Origin of the sequence: Agathobacter ruminis (assembly GCF_002735305.1) — a bacterium.
Classification (GTDB): domain Bacteria; phylum Bacillota; class Clostridia; order Lachnospirales; family Lachnospiraceae; genus Roseburia; species Roseburia ruminis.
In genome coordinates this window covers 13,960-31,059 of record NZ_PDYG01000135.1, presented here as the reverse complement: position 1 = coordinate 31,059, position 17,100 = coordinate 13,960, and the positions used below count along the sequence as shown (strand labels likewise).

Below are 17,100 nucleotides of genomic sequence, written 5' to 3'. Positions count from 1 at the left end.
ATGAATATGAATATGGTTATTCAACTGTAACAGAAACAATGCTGCTCGCTGAGCCGATATAATTCTTTTTTGCAAATGTACGATATGCCGCCACGCGATAGTGATATTCCTTGCCGGATTGCAGGCGGTCGATGGTAAATGTCAGATCTGCAGTTGTGGCAATCAATGTGGATTTTTTTGCGTTCGGGTCATATTGATAAATCCGATATCCGCTTGTGCGCGCAGTCTTTGTCCATGTGAGTGTCAGTTGCTGACCTTCTACGGTCGCCTCGAGTCCCGTCACCTTCGTCGGCTTTGTAATGGATTTCAACAAATCACCGCATGCTCCGTATACTTTCTTATCGGTTGCATTTTTGTAGGCACGCACCTTGAAATGATATTCATATGCCGGATTCAGATTTTCCACCGTATATCCGGTCGTTTTGACAAAGGTTTTAAATACCAGCACATCCTTCTTATCATATACGAGCACCTGGTAGCCCTGTGCGCCGGACACCTTTGACCATGTAAGTGTCAAAGAATGATCGGTTCTGTCCGTCACCCGCAGGTTCTGCAATTTTGCAGCTTTTGTTGCTGCCACATATTCCGCCGAATATGCGCCATAATAGCGAGTGCCATTATATGTCTTATAAGCACGCACTTTATAGCGATAACGCTTGTTGGATTTTAATCCGGTGACAGTATAAGCAGTCTTGGTTGTATATGCAAGTGTCTTATATTTCGCTGTCTTGGTATCATAGACTGCGATCTGATATTGGGTCGCGCCTGTTATTTTTTCCCATCCCAGCGTAATCTTGCCCGTCGTCGCTGAGGTTTCCGTCAATTTAACAGGCTGGGCCGGCTTGGTCGTCATCTTTGCTGCGACACAGACTGCATACCATCGCGCACTCTCTCCTGCCGGCACAAAGTATCCGCGAATCTTAAAGGTATATTCTGTTCCGCTTTTAAGTCCCCTGACCACCGCCTGTGTCTGCGTCTTGTCAATGATTATTTTCTGCTCCAAAGTGGAACCGCGATAAACCAGCAACTGATATGCATCTACAGACTGCGCAGACCATGAAAGTTTGACTGCGGTTGCCGAATTCGATAATACCCGGAACTGTTTGATTGTGTCCGGTTTGGTAAATGTAGTACATTTTTCGGATGATAATCCGACGGTCTTGGTCTTGCCATTGATATAATTATAGGCACGCACGCGATAAACATAACGCGTCTGCGGTTTTAAGCCTGTCAGTGTAACAGTTGTCGCAGTGGTCTCCTGCAATGTCACATATGCGCTCTTCGACGCATCCCAAAGGCGTATCTGATATCCCTTCGCACCGGTCACCTTCGACCACGAAAGCGTCAGTCGGTCCGATTTGATATTTTCCAAAGCACTCGAAAGATTCTGCACCTGTGCAGGTCTTGTGGTCGCTGTCAGCACCTCGGAATATTTGCCATACAGATTCGTGCCGTCAAGTGTATATGCGGCATCATAATATGCGCGCACCGCAATCTGATAGGTGCTTCCGGCCTGCAACAGAGCATTGCCCGATTTGTTTAATTTCGTAAGCGTCAATGAAGTATCTGCTGTCTTTCCGGCAGAAAGTACGGTTCCCGCTTTGTCCGTCACGCGATAGTAATAACCGTCGGCCAGATCCACTCTCTTCCATTCAAAGGTGATGCTGTCCTCCGTGCTCGCGGTCTGTTTTAGTCCGGTCACCTGTCCCGGTTTGACCGGAATATATGCTACATCCAGATCTGTCAAATGTCCCGCAATTCCGGAGACTGTTCCGCTCTCCGAATATTGCCACATATTATATTTTCTCGAGGTACCTGTGCGGTCAAAATAACGCGCCAGCCAGATATAATATCCTTTTTGCTCAAATAATGTCGTATCGACTCTCGTGCCATCCTTTGAATCAATCGGGAATGGTCCGTTTTTGTCTTTTGCGCTGTAATCGTAATAGCTCGAATAAGACGAATATGTGCCCGGCGTATATCCGGCCGCCTTAATCGTGTCGCAGAAAGTGCACCATACTTTCGTGCGTTCTGCCTTCGTAAAATTCGCCTTTGAAATACGATAGTCGCTGTTTGCCTCTCCTTCCATATCATAAAAAACAGGATAGGTGATAAACGAACGATACGGTTCGATTTTGTTGATTACATAATTGGCAGATGCCTTTGCCTCCGTTGTATTCATATCCTGTGAAAAGAAATAAATACCTATTTTTACACCGGCTTCATGCGCACCTTCAATGTTATGATAATACTCACTGTCATAATAAAGACTGCCATCATAAACACTTCTGCCGCCAACCTTAATAATTGCAAACTGTACGCCCGCAGCCTTTGCTTTTGTCCAATTGATGCGGTCCTGCCAGTGCGACACATCCACACCATATACTCTTTTACATTTTTGTGTCTGACTCTCATGAATCAGATTCTTATTTGCAATGGTCGTATATTCGGTTCTCAGTGGACGCATCATTTCTTCCGGCACTTCAGCCTGAATCAGGCGAACGCCGCCTGCCTCTGACATCTGTGCCTCCGATTCCCTCTGTGCGCGCAAGGTTTGCTCCACTTCGTCGCTTTCCTGCATCGCTTTTTCAATTTCTTCCGGAGTTTCCACCGCATTCTTCAAGTCCTCGATAATTGCAAGCGTTTCTTCATCATAGGATGCTTCATTCTCTTCCACATCATACCGCTTCACATCTATCGAGATGGTCTTCTCATCATTGATAATTGTCTGTAAATCCGCTTCCTTTCGAATCACTTCTTCCGGTTCACGAATCTCTTCCTCTGCTGTCACCTCCGACATCTGTGGATCCTCGGTACGCACCTTCGCAAATATTGCAAGCGCCAAGCCACATACCATCATCATGCTGACTAATTTCTTTTTCATTTCTAAAACCAATTTCTTTCAATACAAATATTACTCGCCATACACAACTGCAAGTTGCGCATAGTTCCAAATATATTATAACATTTCTAGTACTTTTTTCACAAGTCCTTTCTGCAAGTCCTTTATTTTCGAGTGTTTCCCATCTGCCCTGGCACCGCCCACCACCTACCGGACCACACACGATAAGCACCAAGGCTTAGATTCTCTAAATCGCTTTCCTGTCCTATATAGACCGGTACGGAACACTGTCCATTTGCTAAGTAAAACCACGAAGCCGCAATATAGACCGGTACGGAACACTGTCCATTTGCTAAGTAAAACAACGAAGCCGCTTTTGAGCGCTCGACACCGTCTCAGAGCGTCCATCCGGGACGCCATCGACTCTCGCCGCCGTCCGTGGCGGCTCGTATCGAGCGCTTCGCAAAAGCGGCTTCTGTTTTACTAAGCGCATTACCAATGATGTTCCTCTACCGGTCTATATGGCCCAGGAAAGTGATCAGGAATATTGGGTGTTTGCGTGGAAAAGACTGTGCAGGAGAAGTGCAAATAGTTGAAAGAACAACCTCAATCAAAGAAGCGGGCGCGCCTTTGCAGAGAATCTTGCTTTCGAATGCCGTGTGTGCTGACCGGTAGGTAGAGGCCGGTAAAGCGGCTTCTGTTTTACTAAGCGCGTTCCCAATGATGTTCCTCTACCGGTCTATATGGCCCAGGAAAGTGATCAGGAATATCGGGTGTTTGCGTGGAAAAGACTGTGCAGGAGAAGTGCAAATAGTTGAAAGAACAGCCTCAATCAAAGAAGCGGCATACGGCTTTGAAGAGAATCTTGCCGTTGGATGCCGTGTGTGCGGTCCGGTAGGCGGCGGGTGGTGCCAAGGCAAATGGGGGACCCCCACAAAATAGGGGGCAGAAATGACTCTTTAAAGAGACTTAAGGAATCTTAAGAAAGTCTTAAAGTATTTTGGAATGGAAAATGATATAGTTAAGTTATCAAAACAAGTCAACCAAGAAGGAGAACAATTATGGAAACAAATGAAAGAGAATTTGAAAAAACAGGGGGTAAAAAAAGCAAATCTGTTGTGGTACTTGCAATTTGCGTAGCATGCCTGCTGGTCGTAAATATCGGCCTTGTCGTTTTTCAGGTAATTACCGCAACTGCTGCTCAGAAAGCTGACAAGAAAGTCAGCCAGTTCATCGATGATGAGCGTGAGCGTCAGGCCAAAGAGCTTGAAGGCGAAGCTTACCAGGAAGATGGATTTTCGGTTGGCGGACAGTATGAGATAAAGAGTACAACCGCAATTTCCGATGCATACAAATCCAATGACGACTCACAGTTAAATGAGCAGGAAGTGGAGACCCTCAAGCTTGCTTCAGATGTAATCAAGGAAGCGGTCAAAGACAACATGAGCGATTACGAAAAAGAAGTTGCTGTCTATGACTGGATGTGCAAAAACATCAGCACTTCCGAAGGTGGTTCCATCAGTGTTCCGGGTGTCAACACCACAGAAGCGGTTTCAACCCCATATGGTGTTTTGACCGGAAAGCAGGCAGTTTGTGTTGGTTATGCAACCACATTCCGTTTGCTCATGAACATGCTTGGAATTGATTGCCACATTGTACATAATGATTATCACAGCTGGGATCTCGTACAGATCGGCGAGCATTGGTATCATGTAGATATCTATTCTGATTCAAGCACCGGAAATTACGCAAACTTTAACATGTCTGATTCTATGGCCCGCAACGGACACGAGTGGAATGATAAGGGTGCACTTCCTGTTGCAGATTCTTATGAATACTGCTATGCATATCAGAATGCTGTCGAGACAAAAGATATCAGCACGATTCCTCAGACTGTTTACAGTGCCACCTACGGTGTTCGCGAGAATGCAGCATTCTATTTCAACATCGGTGCTTTCGATGCAACAAAGTCACAGCGTGTATCGATTATGGCAGAGATTATGAATCAGGTATTTGAATCCGGAATGGATGACAATCTGTCCGGCAAATATATCGACTGTTCATTGATCAATGTGGATGAGAATACAACAATTGTATGCTACTCCCTGACCGATTCCCGCGCCGGTGAAGGTGGAGAAGGTGAAATGAGCTACGATGAAATTTATCAGGAAATGCTTGAATTGATCAATAAGACCTTTAAGATTGATTTTGCCGGCGGATACTCAGGCTAATGTCCGGAAAGAGTGAATTATGAGTAAAATAAATTTAAAAAAAATCGCAGTAACTGCTGCACTTTCCTTTTCTCTTTTGACCGGTTGCGGTGCAAAAAACGCAGACCATGCGACCGGCGCAGAGCTCAATAAAATTTTGAATGAAATCGGAACAGCAGTGGTCGAAAAAGATTCCTCTCTGTCTGATATGACAGTAGACACTTCCGATAGCGACGATGCTGAATTGAATTTCACTGCAGTCTGCTCTGTTGATTACGATCGTGTCGACGGCTATTATCACGCATATGCCAATGACGGTACTGCGGGCGAGGTGACCATTATCTGCGCCAAAAGCAATGATGATGTAACCGCGATTATGAATGCATTAAAGGATCATATCGATTCGCGCCGCGGAACGATGGAGAATTATACTCCGGAACAGGTCGAAATTGTAGACCGTGCATTATTGACCCACAATGGCTGCTATATCGGGCTGTTTATCAGTACCAACAGCAGCTCGGACAAATCCAATTTTAATGCGGAGTTGAAGAATCATGGTATTCAGTAGTATTACTTTTTTATTTTTCTTTTTACCACTGACCCTGATTGTCTATTATATTTGCCCCGGAGCGTTAAAAAACATCTGGCTTCTTCTGGCCAGCCTTGTCTTTTATGCCTTCGGAGAGCCATTGTATATCCTGCTTTTGCTCGGCTCCATTTGCATCAATTATGCAAGTGGAGTCCTGATTGAACACATGCGGCAAAAATCATCTGCTGCCGGGATGAAACTGGTCCTGATTATCAGCCTGATTCTAAATCTCGGCGCACTGGCCGTGTTCAAATATCTGGATCTTGGCATCGCGCTTGCCTCCTCGATTGCGCAGCTGTTCGGGCAAACCGGCTTCATGGCAGTGGGACTGGCACTTCCGATTGGTATTTCTTTTTTCACCTTCCAGGGATTGTCCTATGTGATTGATGTTTATCGGGGCAAGGTCGGTGTACAGAGAAATCCACTTTATTTTGGAATGTATATCGCGCTGTTCCCACAGCTGATTGCGGGACCAATCGTGCGTTACAGCGATGTGGAAACTGAGATCAACCACCGTACCATCACGGCAGATATGCTTGGCGATGGCATGGAGCGTTTCATTCTCGGTCTGTGCAAAAAGATTTTGATTGCAAACATTTGCGGAGAAATGGTTGCCTCCATCCAGGCAAACAGCAGCACCGTTTGCCTGGCATGGCTTTCCGCAATTGCTTATATGTTGCAAATCTATTTTGATTTTTCCGGTTATTCGGATATGGCCATCGGAATCGGTCTGATGATGGGATTTCATTTCCCGGAGAACTTCCTCCATCCATATGAGGCAACAAGTATTACGGAATTCTGGAACCGTTGGCATGTGACATTGAGTTCATTTTTTAAGGAATATGTATATATTCCGCTCGGCGGCAATCGCAAAGGCGTTGCAAGACAGGTTTTCAATCTGTTTATCGTATGGGTTCTGACCGGTCTGTGGCATGGCGCCGGTGCGAATTTTATTGCATGGGGAATCTATTATTTTATTTTCCTCGTATTGGAAAAGTTTGTGCTCAAACGGTTTTGTGCCAACTGGCCTCGCATCCTCAAGCATCTCTACACACTTTTTGTCGTATTGATTGGCTGGGTGCTCTTTTCAAATACCACATGGGACGGTCTGGTGGCACAGCTTTCAGCCATGTTCGGCATCGGTGCTTCGTTGTTTAACGGTGCGAGCGCCTTTTACGGAATGGAATATGCGTTGTTGCTGGTGGTGTTTGCATTTTTTGCGACCTCCTATCCAAAGAAATGGTATCAGAAACTGCCATCTCCAATCCGTCTGTTTTTGGGACTGCTTGGATTCGGATTATCCGTCGCATTGTTAATCAACGGCAGCTACAATCCTTTCCTTTATTTCAGATTTTAAGGTTCTAAGGAGTCTTTATGAAAAAATTATATTTCGGTCTTTTTCTCGGCCTGATGGTGCTTGGTGGCATTAGCATCTTTGCCACGGGTCAAAAGACCTTTTCTGAAAATGAAAACAGATATTTAAAAACCGTCTCCTCCATTTCATCCACTTCGGATGTGGAGAGTGTGCTCGCGGATCAATTTCCGCTTCGCGATCAGTGGCTTTCTCTCGCATCATCCATGCGATACGCATGCCTTTCACGCGAAATCAACGACACCTATATCGGCACGGACGGATATCTGTTTGACAAATGCAGCGAGGGTGATTTTAACCTTCGCCAATATAAAAACAACCTTGCTTTTATCAATAAGTTTGCGGATGCTTACTCCGTAAACGATTTTGATGTGGTTCTGGTTCCGTCTCCATACACGATTTTGTCGGATTATCTTCCTGGCAATGCTCCTGTATATGATGCAGATGCCAAATATCAGCTTGCTCAGCAAACCCTGAACGATTCTGTAGTCCTTCAGGATTTGCGCAGTACGTTCCAACTCCTTACCAATTCGACACAGGTGTATTACAGGACGGACCACCATTGGACCACGCGTGCCGCCTATGCGGCTTTCCGAAAGATCATCGACGGTCGCTCTGATGCAAAAGCAGTTGAAGATGCCATCAACGCCGATATGACAACCGTGACGGACCGGTTCCATGGCACTCTTTATTCACGCGTGTTGCTCCGCAACGGAATCTATGATGCAATTGAAGCGCCTGTCGTTTCATCCGGACAGAGTGATTCCGATATTTTATATGACAATGCCAAGCTCGACACCAAGGACAAATATGCTTACTTTCTCGGCGGTAACATTGGCCGGCTGGACATTGACGGAACAGGCGACGGCAACCTCCTCCTAGTCAAAGACTCATTTGCCAATTGTATGGTTCCGTATCTGGCTCAGAAATACAAACATATCACCATCCTTGATTTGCGATACTTCAATGAAAATATCGCTCAGCTGATGAATGAAGGTCATTTTGACCGCGTGATGGTTTTGTATGAAATGAGCAATTTTGCCGACGATGCCAATCTGTTTAAGTTATCACGCAAATAAGTCGGGCGTCAAAAACGCGAGTCGTAATGACTCGCGTTTTTTCATGCCTGTTTCACTTTTGATTATCGATATACAGCATACAGACTTACCGTCCTGCCTTCTACATTGGCAAGATTCTTATAAGACTGTCCTACACGATATTTTACTTTTCCTCGTTGTGCAAGACTTGCAGAAGTCGCAAACCCGAGGAATTTTTTGTTCGAACTGCCTGCGCCCGGATCTGCCACTTTGACGGATTCGGTATATTCCAGGCTCTTCTGTTGTACGACATTTCCGTTTGCACCATAGATCACGACGCTGTAACGAATCGGTACCCATTTTGCATAAACTGTAAGATTTTCTGCTGCGCCAGCGGTCGTGGAGATTGCCTGCCTGAGCTGTGCATCACGATACCAGCCGACAAATCGATATCCGGTTCTGGTCGCTTTTTTCAGTGTGACTGCTTCTCCATAATAGTAATATTTTGCACTGCCGCCTGCATTTTTGCCGCCGCTTAGCATATATTTGATGGTATAACGGCTCTTGGTCCAATGTGCATACAATCTGGTTCCGTTTTCTGCTTTCCATGCAGTGGTTGCTGTGATTTTAGTTCCCGCCGTCGGCTTCGTGAACCAGCCGCCAAACGTATATCCGGTTCTTCTGACCTGTGGCAGTGTGCCAACCTTTTGTCCTGTTTTTACCGTAATCGATTGGTTTGCGGAGATTCCGGAGCCACCGTTTGCATCAAATGTGATGCGATAGCTGTTTGCATCCCATCCTGCATACAAGGTCAGCTTTCCAACTTTTCCACCCTTCGCCTTGATTTCCGCGATGCTGAGCAGGGTAAGTTTTTTTGTCAGGTTCTTGTCCAGATACCATCCTGTAAATCGATATCCGCTCCGAATGGCCGGCATCAGAGTCGTTCTTGTCTCCACGCTGTACTTTGTAGGGTTCGGATTGTTTTTGTCCTGCTTTCCGCCGTTATAGGAATACGTAACCGCATAGGTATTGGCGCTCCAACGCGCATAAACGGTCATACCGGTGCGCGATTTGTAAAGCGTATTCGGTGTATACTGCGTGCCGCCGCTGGTTTTGGTAAACCAGCCCGTGAATGTATATCCATCCCGCTTTGGTGTCGGAATGGTTCCGATTCTCTTATTGAAATATACCGCAAGGCTGCTCTTGTCGATGCTTCCTCCGTTTGGATTCAGATAAAGCGTATAACCGGGTATGCCCCACTGCGCATACAGTGTGATTTTTCCGTGATAAGTACATGTGGATGACGCAGTTACCGGTGTTCCTCCGGTTCTCTGTGTGAACCATCCCAGGAAGATATATGCATCTTTGATTGCGAGCGGAAGTGTTCCGAATGTGCTGCCATAGGTCACGAGCTTCGTTTCACTGCCCTGCAGAGTTCCGCCGTTTGGATCAAACTTTACCTCTGTTGTTTCTGCTTTCCATTTTGCATACAGATGGAACTGCTCACCGGCCGCGATACCGGTAATATTTGCGTTGACTGCATAATTTTTACCGGTTCCGTCAGCCTTTGTATTCCATGAAACAAATTCATATCCGTCGCGCTTAAATGGATTTTCCGCAGCTTTTGCCGTTGCATTCGCCGCATAAGATTCCACGCGTGTGTCATCTTTTCCGTCATTGGAATGATAGATGACTTTAGATTTTGCCGGAACAGCTACGCGCTGTTCAACCGTGAATGCCTTGATACAATAATTGCCCGTCACTCCAGACTGTGCGTTTTGCGAAAAAGTCTGCCAATTTTGGTTGCCGTAATCGTAGGTATAGCTCTGTCCGCTTTTTGCCGCTACGGTCGAGGTCATCCAGTCCCAGCCGGTATATGCATATTCTCTGTCCGGCTGGTAATAGGTCACAGAACCGTTGTTCTCCGACCAGGTGGTTACCACCACTGCAAATTTTTCGCCCTTGCTCAGGGATACCGGGGCATCCAGCTTGACGGTATAAATGCCCGGATAGGTGGTCGTGCCATAAGTGGTTGCCGCATCGACAAGCGTTCCACTGTTCGGCGAATCATTTTTTAAATTCTTATAAACTTCAATCTTATAATTGCAATCCGAATAATACTTATAGGTCAGATTGACTGCGGTTAATGTTTCATCTGACGCGCTTTGGTTTGCCGTAAACACATTGGCTGCCTTCGGCGCTCTCGCCCCAAGACTCTGAGATGCCTGCAGTTTCATGGATGGCTGGCTGTAGTTACCGCCATCATACTGATAATTATGTGCATATCTGCTTTGCAGATCAAAATTCAATGCGTAAACATTCTCATTGATTGATTTATCATAATAAGACAGCCAAAAATAGCTGTTGATGGAATATTCCGTCTTCGTCGACCAGCTGTTTCTCACAAGCCACGCACCGTTTCCGGCCGGTCGTTTCTTAAAATTGCTTGCCGCATACTGATCATTCCATCCCACAATCGCAACTGCATGATTCGATTCCTTTGCATTAGGGCAATACCAGTTTGCCTGCTGATTCTTATCCAGCGCAGCATACCCACCATCCGCATAATAAGAAATCGATACAATCCCGTTTGCCACGATTGCATTTTTGATTGCATCCTTCTCTGTTTTTTTGATTACACGCGCATCCGTCATCACCACATGATTACGATCGTGCGCCTTGTCTTCCGTCAGGCCCGCTTCAAGGTTCTGGCTCGGAGTCGGAATAATGGCTTCATCCGCAATTGCGTCCCACTGGTTCAATGTATGAACCACAAATGTCAGATTATGTCCCTTTGTCAGCCAGGTTTCTCTGCTTCCGCTTTTTGCGCGAAATGCATAGCTGTCTCCCTGCGTATCGCCATCCGGCGCTTCTGCCGAATGATATCCAAAGTAAGCAATCTGGTATTCGCTCAGGTCTGTATTGGTTCCGGTCTGCAGCACACCATTCTTCACACTGTAAAATTCGGCATTTGCCGCAATCGAATGTGCCCAGCAGGTTCCCTCAAACTGTCTTCTTGTTCCCGGATATGTCTGCTTTAAATAATCAAGCGGATCCGCTGATGGATATGCCGATGCAGCCGCCTGTACGCTTTCCGCCTTTGTCAGCGCAAAGAACTCGTCCACCTGTTGCAGTTCCTCTGCATCCCCGCCATATGCCAGTGCCTGTGGCTCATCATCCACCGCAACATAATCTCCGCTCGCTCCGCTCGGCTCCAGCAATCGCTCCAGCTCCGTCGTATCCACATATTCAATTTCGCTGGCCAGCGTCGTCATGCTCGGCATCGTCAGCAGTAATGCTGTTGCCAGGATTGCACTGAATGCTTTCTTCATCTTCTCTCCTTTGGGGACGGGGGTCAGCGGATAGTCGGGTGTCCCTAACGTTCTAGTACCCCGTCCCTAAAATGCACAAGGGTGTCCCTAACGGTAAAAAAATAGACATCATGGGCATTTCCCGCGATGTCTAATACCAAAATTTCTGCAACTGACTACCATGTAAAAGGCTCTAGAGCTTTGCGTCACATGATTTCTCATGTTTTGCCCAAAACATTATTCAAATTATATAGTCCTAATTTACTATATTATTTTCCTTAAGTCAAGACTTTCTTACTACAATACATCACGGTTGAACAGACATTTTCCCTTTAGGGACACCCTTCTTTCCTTTGGGGACGGGGTACTACACCTTTAGGGACACCCAACTATCCGCTGACCCCCGTCCCCAAAGGAAAAAAGGTTTTCAACACACACAACATCTGATAAAATAGGAAATAAGTAATATTTTATTTAGGGTTTTTACAGGAAAGGAAGTTTATGTTAAGAAAAAAAATTATCGCGTGGGGGTTAGTTCTTACGCTATCTGCCGGGCTTGTACCATCCCGGACCAACTACATATATGCAAATGAACAGGATTCTGCTACAGAAGCAGTTATAGCAGAAGAAAGCGAAACAAACTCTACGGAGGCAGGGTCTACGGAATCAGGGGCTGAGGAGGCAGCATCCACAGATTCGAAATCCCCTGAGAACGAATCTTCTGAAGCAACCGGTAGCATTTCTGAGAACAATCAGATTGAAAATGCTGAAGCGACCAACAAAGATAACAAAACAAACGAGGCAGAGGAAATATCTGTCAATTCCAACAATGTTACCGTATCTGCTCCACTTTTTACCGTTTCTTATAATAACAAAGGGAAAACATATTCTGTTTTAAATAAGGCAGGAAAATATATGAGCAAATGCTATCTGCTCATTAATAAAGAAACAGTAACCACTCCAAAAAAAACCACCATCTACAGTGTAGTCGATCCAAGTAAAGCTGCGGATTATCCGAATGCTGTGGTTGTTTACTTTGGAGCCCCAAATACAGATGGCACCTGCACCGGAAAAATATATCAAAATGACGGTACGAGAAGACGAAAAATATACTGGAAAGAAGGCAATACAACCAAAAGCGCCTACTATTTCATCGACAAATCCGGAAAAATCAAGACCAGCAGTGCCCCTTATTATTTAGTGTATGGCAAAACCGTTTACCGTGCGCTAAAGAATGGTAACGCAGAACATAAATTTACAGGATTTTATCAGAATCCAAAAGACAGTAAATATTATTTTGCCATCGACGGTACTCCGCAAAAAAACCAAACATTGTTGGCGCATTATGAAAAAACATATAATCCAAAAACAGGCGAAAAAAAATATCCATTTTACACGATTGTCTCCATTGATGAATTAAAAAACGGAACCTATTCGGAAGCATTCATTTACATTCTTGATTCCGAAGGGGTATGCACACGTCACAAAAATTATACCGGCGTAATGTCTTTCCATGATCAAAATCAGACCTATGATGAAAACAAAACATATTTCTTCTCAAACGGACAAATTCTGACCGGAAAGACGCAGTATTGTCTGGACAGGCAGACTGCTTATAAGGTCACCAAAACCGGTGAAGCATCCATCTTTTCCGGATATTTCAAAAATGCATTGGATAACAAAGCATATTATGCCTATGACGGAAACATTCTGAATTCACAGTATGTCCTGTTAAACCGTTCTTTGACGGGCAACAATCAGCTGATTTCAGCTTCAAGCATCACCGCACGTCAAAAGGCCAAAATATATTGTCTCGACGATACCGGGGCAGCCACAGCATATAACAGTACGGGCATCATCCCGCTGTATACTGTGAATGGTCCGCAATTATATTCCGTTGCAAACGGTCTAGTGCGGAAATTCACCAAATCACGCACCTATCAGTTTTACAATAAAACCTTGTTTACCGTGAACAAAAACGGACTGGCTACAATTTTCTCCGGTATTTATAAAAAATATTTTTACCGCAACGGAAAGGTAAAAACAGCCGGCGAAGAATATTTTGTTTATTACAACAAAAAGCTCTATAAAGCTACCAAGGCCGGCAAGCTGTCCACTTATAAGAACGCCAGCAAAAAATCCTACTATTATGCGTATGCAATGCAGCCGGATGGCGCATACTATTATGTTCGTGTTGCCAAGAAATCCACCAAGGCTGCCATTGTGAAAAACACGAAAAAGACCGGTTCATTTTTCGTAAAGCTCAACGGAAAACTGATGCGGGTCGCTTATCAGACCGGACGCGCAAAAATTTTCACCGGCGTATACAACAAATACTATTATTCATCCGGTAAAATTTTAAAGAGGTCATCCAATTACTACCGTTTCTATAACCAGATCATTTACAAAATGAACAAAAGCGGAAAGGTCGTAGCCTCAAGCAAAGGATTTGGAACAGGTCTCTCCGTTGTTGGCGAAGCATTGAAATATCTTGGTGTGTTGGAAGGCAGCGAAAAACATCATGAAATCATCGATATTTACAATAATGCAATCGATGATTTCCGGGATACATACAATTCCGGAAGCAGCAATTACAAAGTCAAATATACCGATTCCTGGTGTGCCACCTTCGTCTCCGCCATGTTTGTAAAAGCAAAAGTACTATCCAAAACCGTGATGGAATGTAGCTGCGGACGACAGGTTGCATTATGGAAGGAAATGTCCAAAACCCAAAACAAAAAAATCTGGATTGAGGAAGATGATTATGTACCAAAGCCGGGCGATATCATCTACTATGATTGGGCTGACAGTGATAACTATTACAAGACCGATTGCGTCGGCTGGCCGGATCATGTAGGCATCGTCATAGATTGCCAGGGTGGCATCATTACCGTCATCGAAGGAAACAAAGGCGGCAATCCTGACAGTGTCGGCAAACGCGAAATTCCTGTCAATGGGCGATACATTCGTGGCTTCGCCTCTCCCCTTTACTAATTTTACCTTTGGGGACGGGGGTTAGCGGATAGTCGGGTGTCCCTAAAGTGCAGTAAGGTGTCCCAAAAGGTATACATGTTTTTTGTATCAGGAAAAGCCAAAAGAGGAACTATGTTAACCATAGTTCCTCTTTTTTCGTTTCCATCAATTTGTTTTTTGTTCAAGAAATAATAAGCAAATTATGCCCTTTTCGCGCCGTAAATCATGCATAACCTGCACATTTTCGCATCCAAAAAGCATGCGCAAAGCCTTGATTTTACTGGCTTTTTACCTTTAGGGACACCCTTCTTCCCTTTAGGGACACACGACTTACCGCTGACCCCCGTCCCCCAAGGGTAAAATGGTAGGTCGACGGCAATTCTGAATAGATTTCATCAAAGTGCTTTGAGTAGCATACATTACCTGAAAAAGTAAGTTTGCCAAGGCCACCGGAAGCAACAATAGCACGGTCGCACTGGAAGATTGGGAATTCAGTGTTGTTCTTGTAAAAACGGTTATTTTTGATGGTGATATCGGTGCATTTTGCAAACAAAATCTCGCCATTGTAGCCACCGTCATTGTTTTTGAAACCATTCTCTTTCAATGTGTTTCCGGAGATTACAACCTTTGCAACCACACCGGTGTAATATCCGGTTTCCTCATCCATTTGGCCAACCGGTGTATATCCGCCGACATGCACGCCGCCATCGGAATTCGAATAGATTTGGTTGCTCGTAATTTTGATATTTTTCACCTGGTTGTCCCGGTTGTTGAATGAATCTTTCCAGATTTCTGAGCCGGCCTCAATTCCATAATAATTATGATGCACTTTATTTTTTGAAATAGTGATATTTTGTGCGCCGTCCACATAGATTCCGGCATTCTTGGCATAGCTGCTCTTGCAGTTGTATACCTCATTTCCGGTTGCTTCGCAATTGCGCGGATGGTCAAGTGCATTCACTTTGCAATAGCCGGCATTTCCTGCAAAATCGATTCCAATATTGGTATTGTTATACACCTTATTGTTGACAACCCTGACATTCTCGCAGTTTGCCGAAACAGAAATATTCTCTGACCAGCCGTTCTTGTTGTCATGTACTTTATTTGATTTGATCAGCACATTTTTGATTGGCTTTTTGGATTCACCAAATAAGAGAATGCCGTTTGCCTCCCCGTCTCCATCCTGTGGATGCGTTGTGCTGATATGATAAATATCATTGTTGGAGATGGTCACATTCTGTTCCCCGCCACGGAAAACAATACCATAAGCGACCTGTCCCCTGATGTCTTTGATTTGCAACCCGTTGATTTTGATGTAGGACTGACCATTCATGTCAAATCCGATTGCCTCATGCGCTGAATTTTGCTTATCGGTGACCACCGGTTTTTCACCCTTCAACGTTGTGATTGTGATATATGCGTTCTTTTTGCCGGATTTCGTAAAAGTAGTTGTGCCAACATAGGTTCCGCTTCGCACAATAATCGTCTGCCCGGGTTTCGCAGCTCTGATTGCGCGTTGTATGGTCTTAAACGGCTTTGAAAATGTGCCCTTGTTGGTGTCTTTGCCTTTGGTTGAAACATACAGATAATTGCTACCTGTCGGGGCCCATTTCGCATAAAACTTTTTGTTTCCTTTTGCATGAGCCGGAATTCCGGACACTTTGGTCTTGTAAGAAGATGATGAATACCAGCCCATGAACTTATAGCCCTTGCGTGTCGGATTCTTCAATTTGATTGTGCGATTGCTGCTCGTATAGGTCGACGGATTCTTCGCATTATTTTTGCCATGATCAAGAACGTATGTGATTTTATATTTCGTCTTGCTTTTTTGCGCAGCCTGAACGCTGCCGTCTCCCTGTCCATTTCCGTGCATTACGGTTCCAAATCCCGCAAGTGTAAAACAGAGGACAAATACCACGGTCATTTTGGCGATTGTTCGATTCCAAAAACTCATTTTCATAATCAAAGTTCCTCTTTTCATCTAAAATAAACTAATAACATATACAAATTAAATTTCAAGTCTCGCTCGCATTCACAACCGACAAAATATGTCATGATTGCATATTCTAAATTAGGCAAATCATATACGCTTTGTTATAAATACAGTTTATTATATCACACGAAAGTACTATATTTCATCACGAAAGATGCACAAAAAAAGAAAGCGCATCACGCGCTCTCTTTACAAGAAGCATAAAATAATATGTTTCAAATCTTATAACAGATATCATAAACACCTGACTATCGTCAATGATTTCTTTATAATCATAATCGATAATTTCTGTAACCGGCCTCATAACATCTAGTCATCATCGTAATCATCGTCATAGTCACGGCTCAAATCATCATCTCTGTCATCTACCGGACCGCGCACCACATAGAGAATGAAATGAATCAGCAGTCGTACGATATCAAAGATGGCGAACATCAGGATGAAGCCGAACAGTCCAAACTCGATATCTGCGAATTCCATCACTCCGGTGTGCGTCACTTTTTGCCCGATTTCGATGGCAAATGTAATGACCACAATCAGCGTAAATACATAGACAAAGGTGATTGCCATCACCTTCTTGTGCTTTGCGAGCAAAAGAAAAATCGGATGAATCACAATCACAAGCAGCATTCCCAGAATTCCAATCACCAGAAAATGCAGATATTTGTCGCTAAAATGATATTCATATGCATCATTCCATGTCAGAATGAACTGATGCACTCTGGCCATCAGACCGACCAGACCATACAAAAAATTCTCCAAAATGTTCCCCT

At 44.5% G+C, this 17,100-nt stretch carries 9 protein-coding genes and 1 riboswitch; of the genes, 5 read left to right on the top strand and 4 right to left on the bottom strand.

All coding sequences use genetic code 11. The features are described from left to right. Positions 1-16 precede the first annotated feature (16 nt). Positions 17-2,884 (bottom strand): fibronectin type III domain-containing protein, encoded by a 2,868-nt coding sequence (locus CSX02_RS13095; RefSeq protein WP_099387001.1) that lies wholly within the window; start codon positions 2,882-2,884, stop codon positions 17-19. Positions 2,885-3,903: 1,019 nt separating this feature from the next. On the opposite strand from CSX02_RS13095, the gene CSX02_RS13090 reads away from it, so the two are divergent. The 4 genes from CSX02_RS13090 to CSX02_RS13075 are packed head-to-tail and all read left to right on the top strand — an operon-like array spanning position 3,904 to position 8,092. After that, on the top strand, positions 3,904-5,073 hold the full coding sequence (locus CSX02_RS13090; protein ID WP_099387000.1) for a transglutaminase domain-containing protein: 1,170 nt from the start codon (positions 3,904-3,906) through the stop codon (positions 5,071-5,073). Between the two features lie 19 nt (positions 5,074-5,092). Then, a complete protein-coding gene (locus CSX02_RS13085; protein WP_099386999.1) occupies positions 5,093-5,620 on the top strand; it encodes a DUF4358 domain-containing protein in 528 nt (175 codons plus the stop codon). Further along, complete coding sequence (locus CSX02_RS13080; protein WP_099386998.1) at positions 5,607-6,998, top strand: MBOAT family O-acyltransferase; 1,392 nt, start codon at positions 5,607-5,609, stop codon at positions 6,996-6,998. Before CSX02_RS13085 ends, CSX02_RS13080 begins: the two co-directional genes overlap by 14 nt. A 17-nt stretch (positions 6,999-7,015) precedes the next feature. Next, the gene (locus CSX02_RS13075; protein WP_099386997.1) at positions 7,016-8,092 is read left to right on the top strand and encodes a DHHW family protein; all 1,077 of its coding nucleotides are present in this window, start codon (positions 7,016-7,018) and stop codon (positions 8,090-8,092) included. Positions 8,093-8,154: 62 nt separating this feature from the next. Here the strand turns inward: CSX02_RS13075 and CSX02_RS13070 are convergent, their stop codons facing one another. Next, entirely contained in the window at positions 8,155-11,382 is a 3,228-nt protein-coding gene (locus tag CSX02_RS13070; protein ID WP_099386996.1) for an InlB B-repeat-containing protein, read from the bottom strand. A gap of 143 nt (positions 11,383-11,525) precedes the next feature. Beyond that, a riboswitch (cyclic di-GMP riboswitch) is annotated at positions 11,526-11,601 on the bottom strand. A gap of 261 nt (positions 11,602-11,862) precedes the next feature. Between CSX02_RS13070 and CSX02_RS13065 the strand changes: the two genes are divergently transcribed. Continuing rightward, complete coding sequence (locus CSX02_RS13065; protein WP_099386995.1) at positions 11,863-14,355, top strand: CHAP domain-containing protein; 2,493 nt, start codon at positions 11,863-11,865, stop codon at positions 14,353-14,355. Positions 14,356-14,611: 256 nt separating this feature from the next. Here CSX02_RS13065 and CSX02_RS13060 read toward each other — a convergent pair whose 3' ends face one another. Both CSX02_RS13060 and CSX02_RS13055 read right to left on the bottom strand, forming a co-directional pair. Next, complete coding sequence (locus CSX02_RS13060; RefSeq protein WP_189281587.1) at positions 14,612-16,294, bottom strand: right-handed parallel beta-helix repeat-containing protein; 1,683 nt, start codon at positions 16,292-16,294, stop codon at positions 14,612-14,614. 342 nt (positions 16,295-16,636) lie between these two features. After that, entirely contained in the window at positions 16,637-17,089 is a 453-nt protein-coding gene (locus tag CSX02_RS13055; RefSeq protein ID WP_099386993.1) for a hypothetical protein, read from the bottom strand. Positions 17,090-17,100 lie beyond the last annotated feature (11 nt).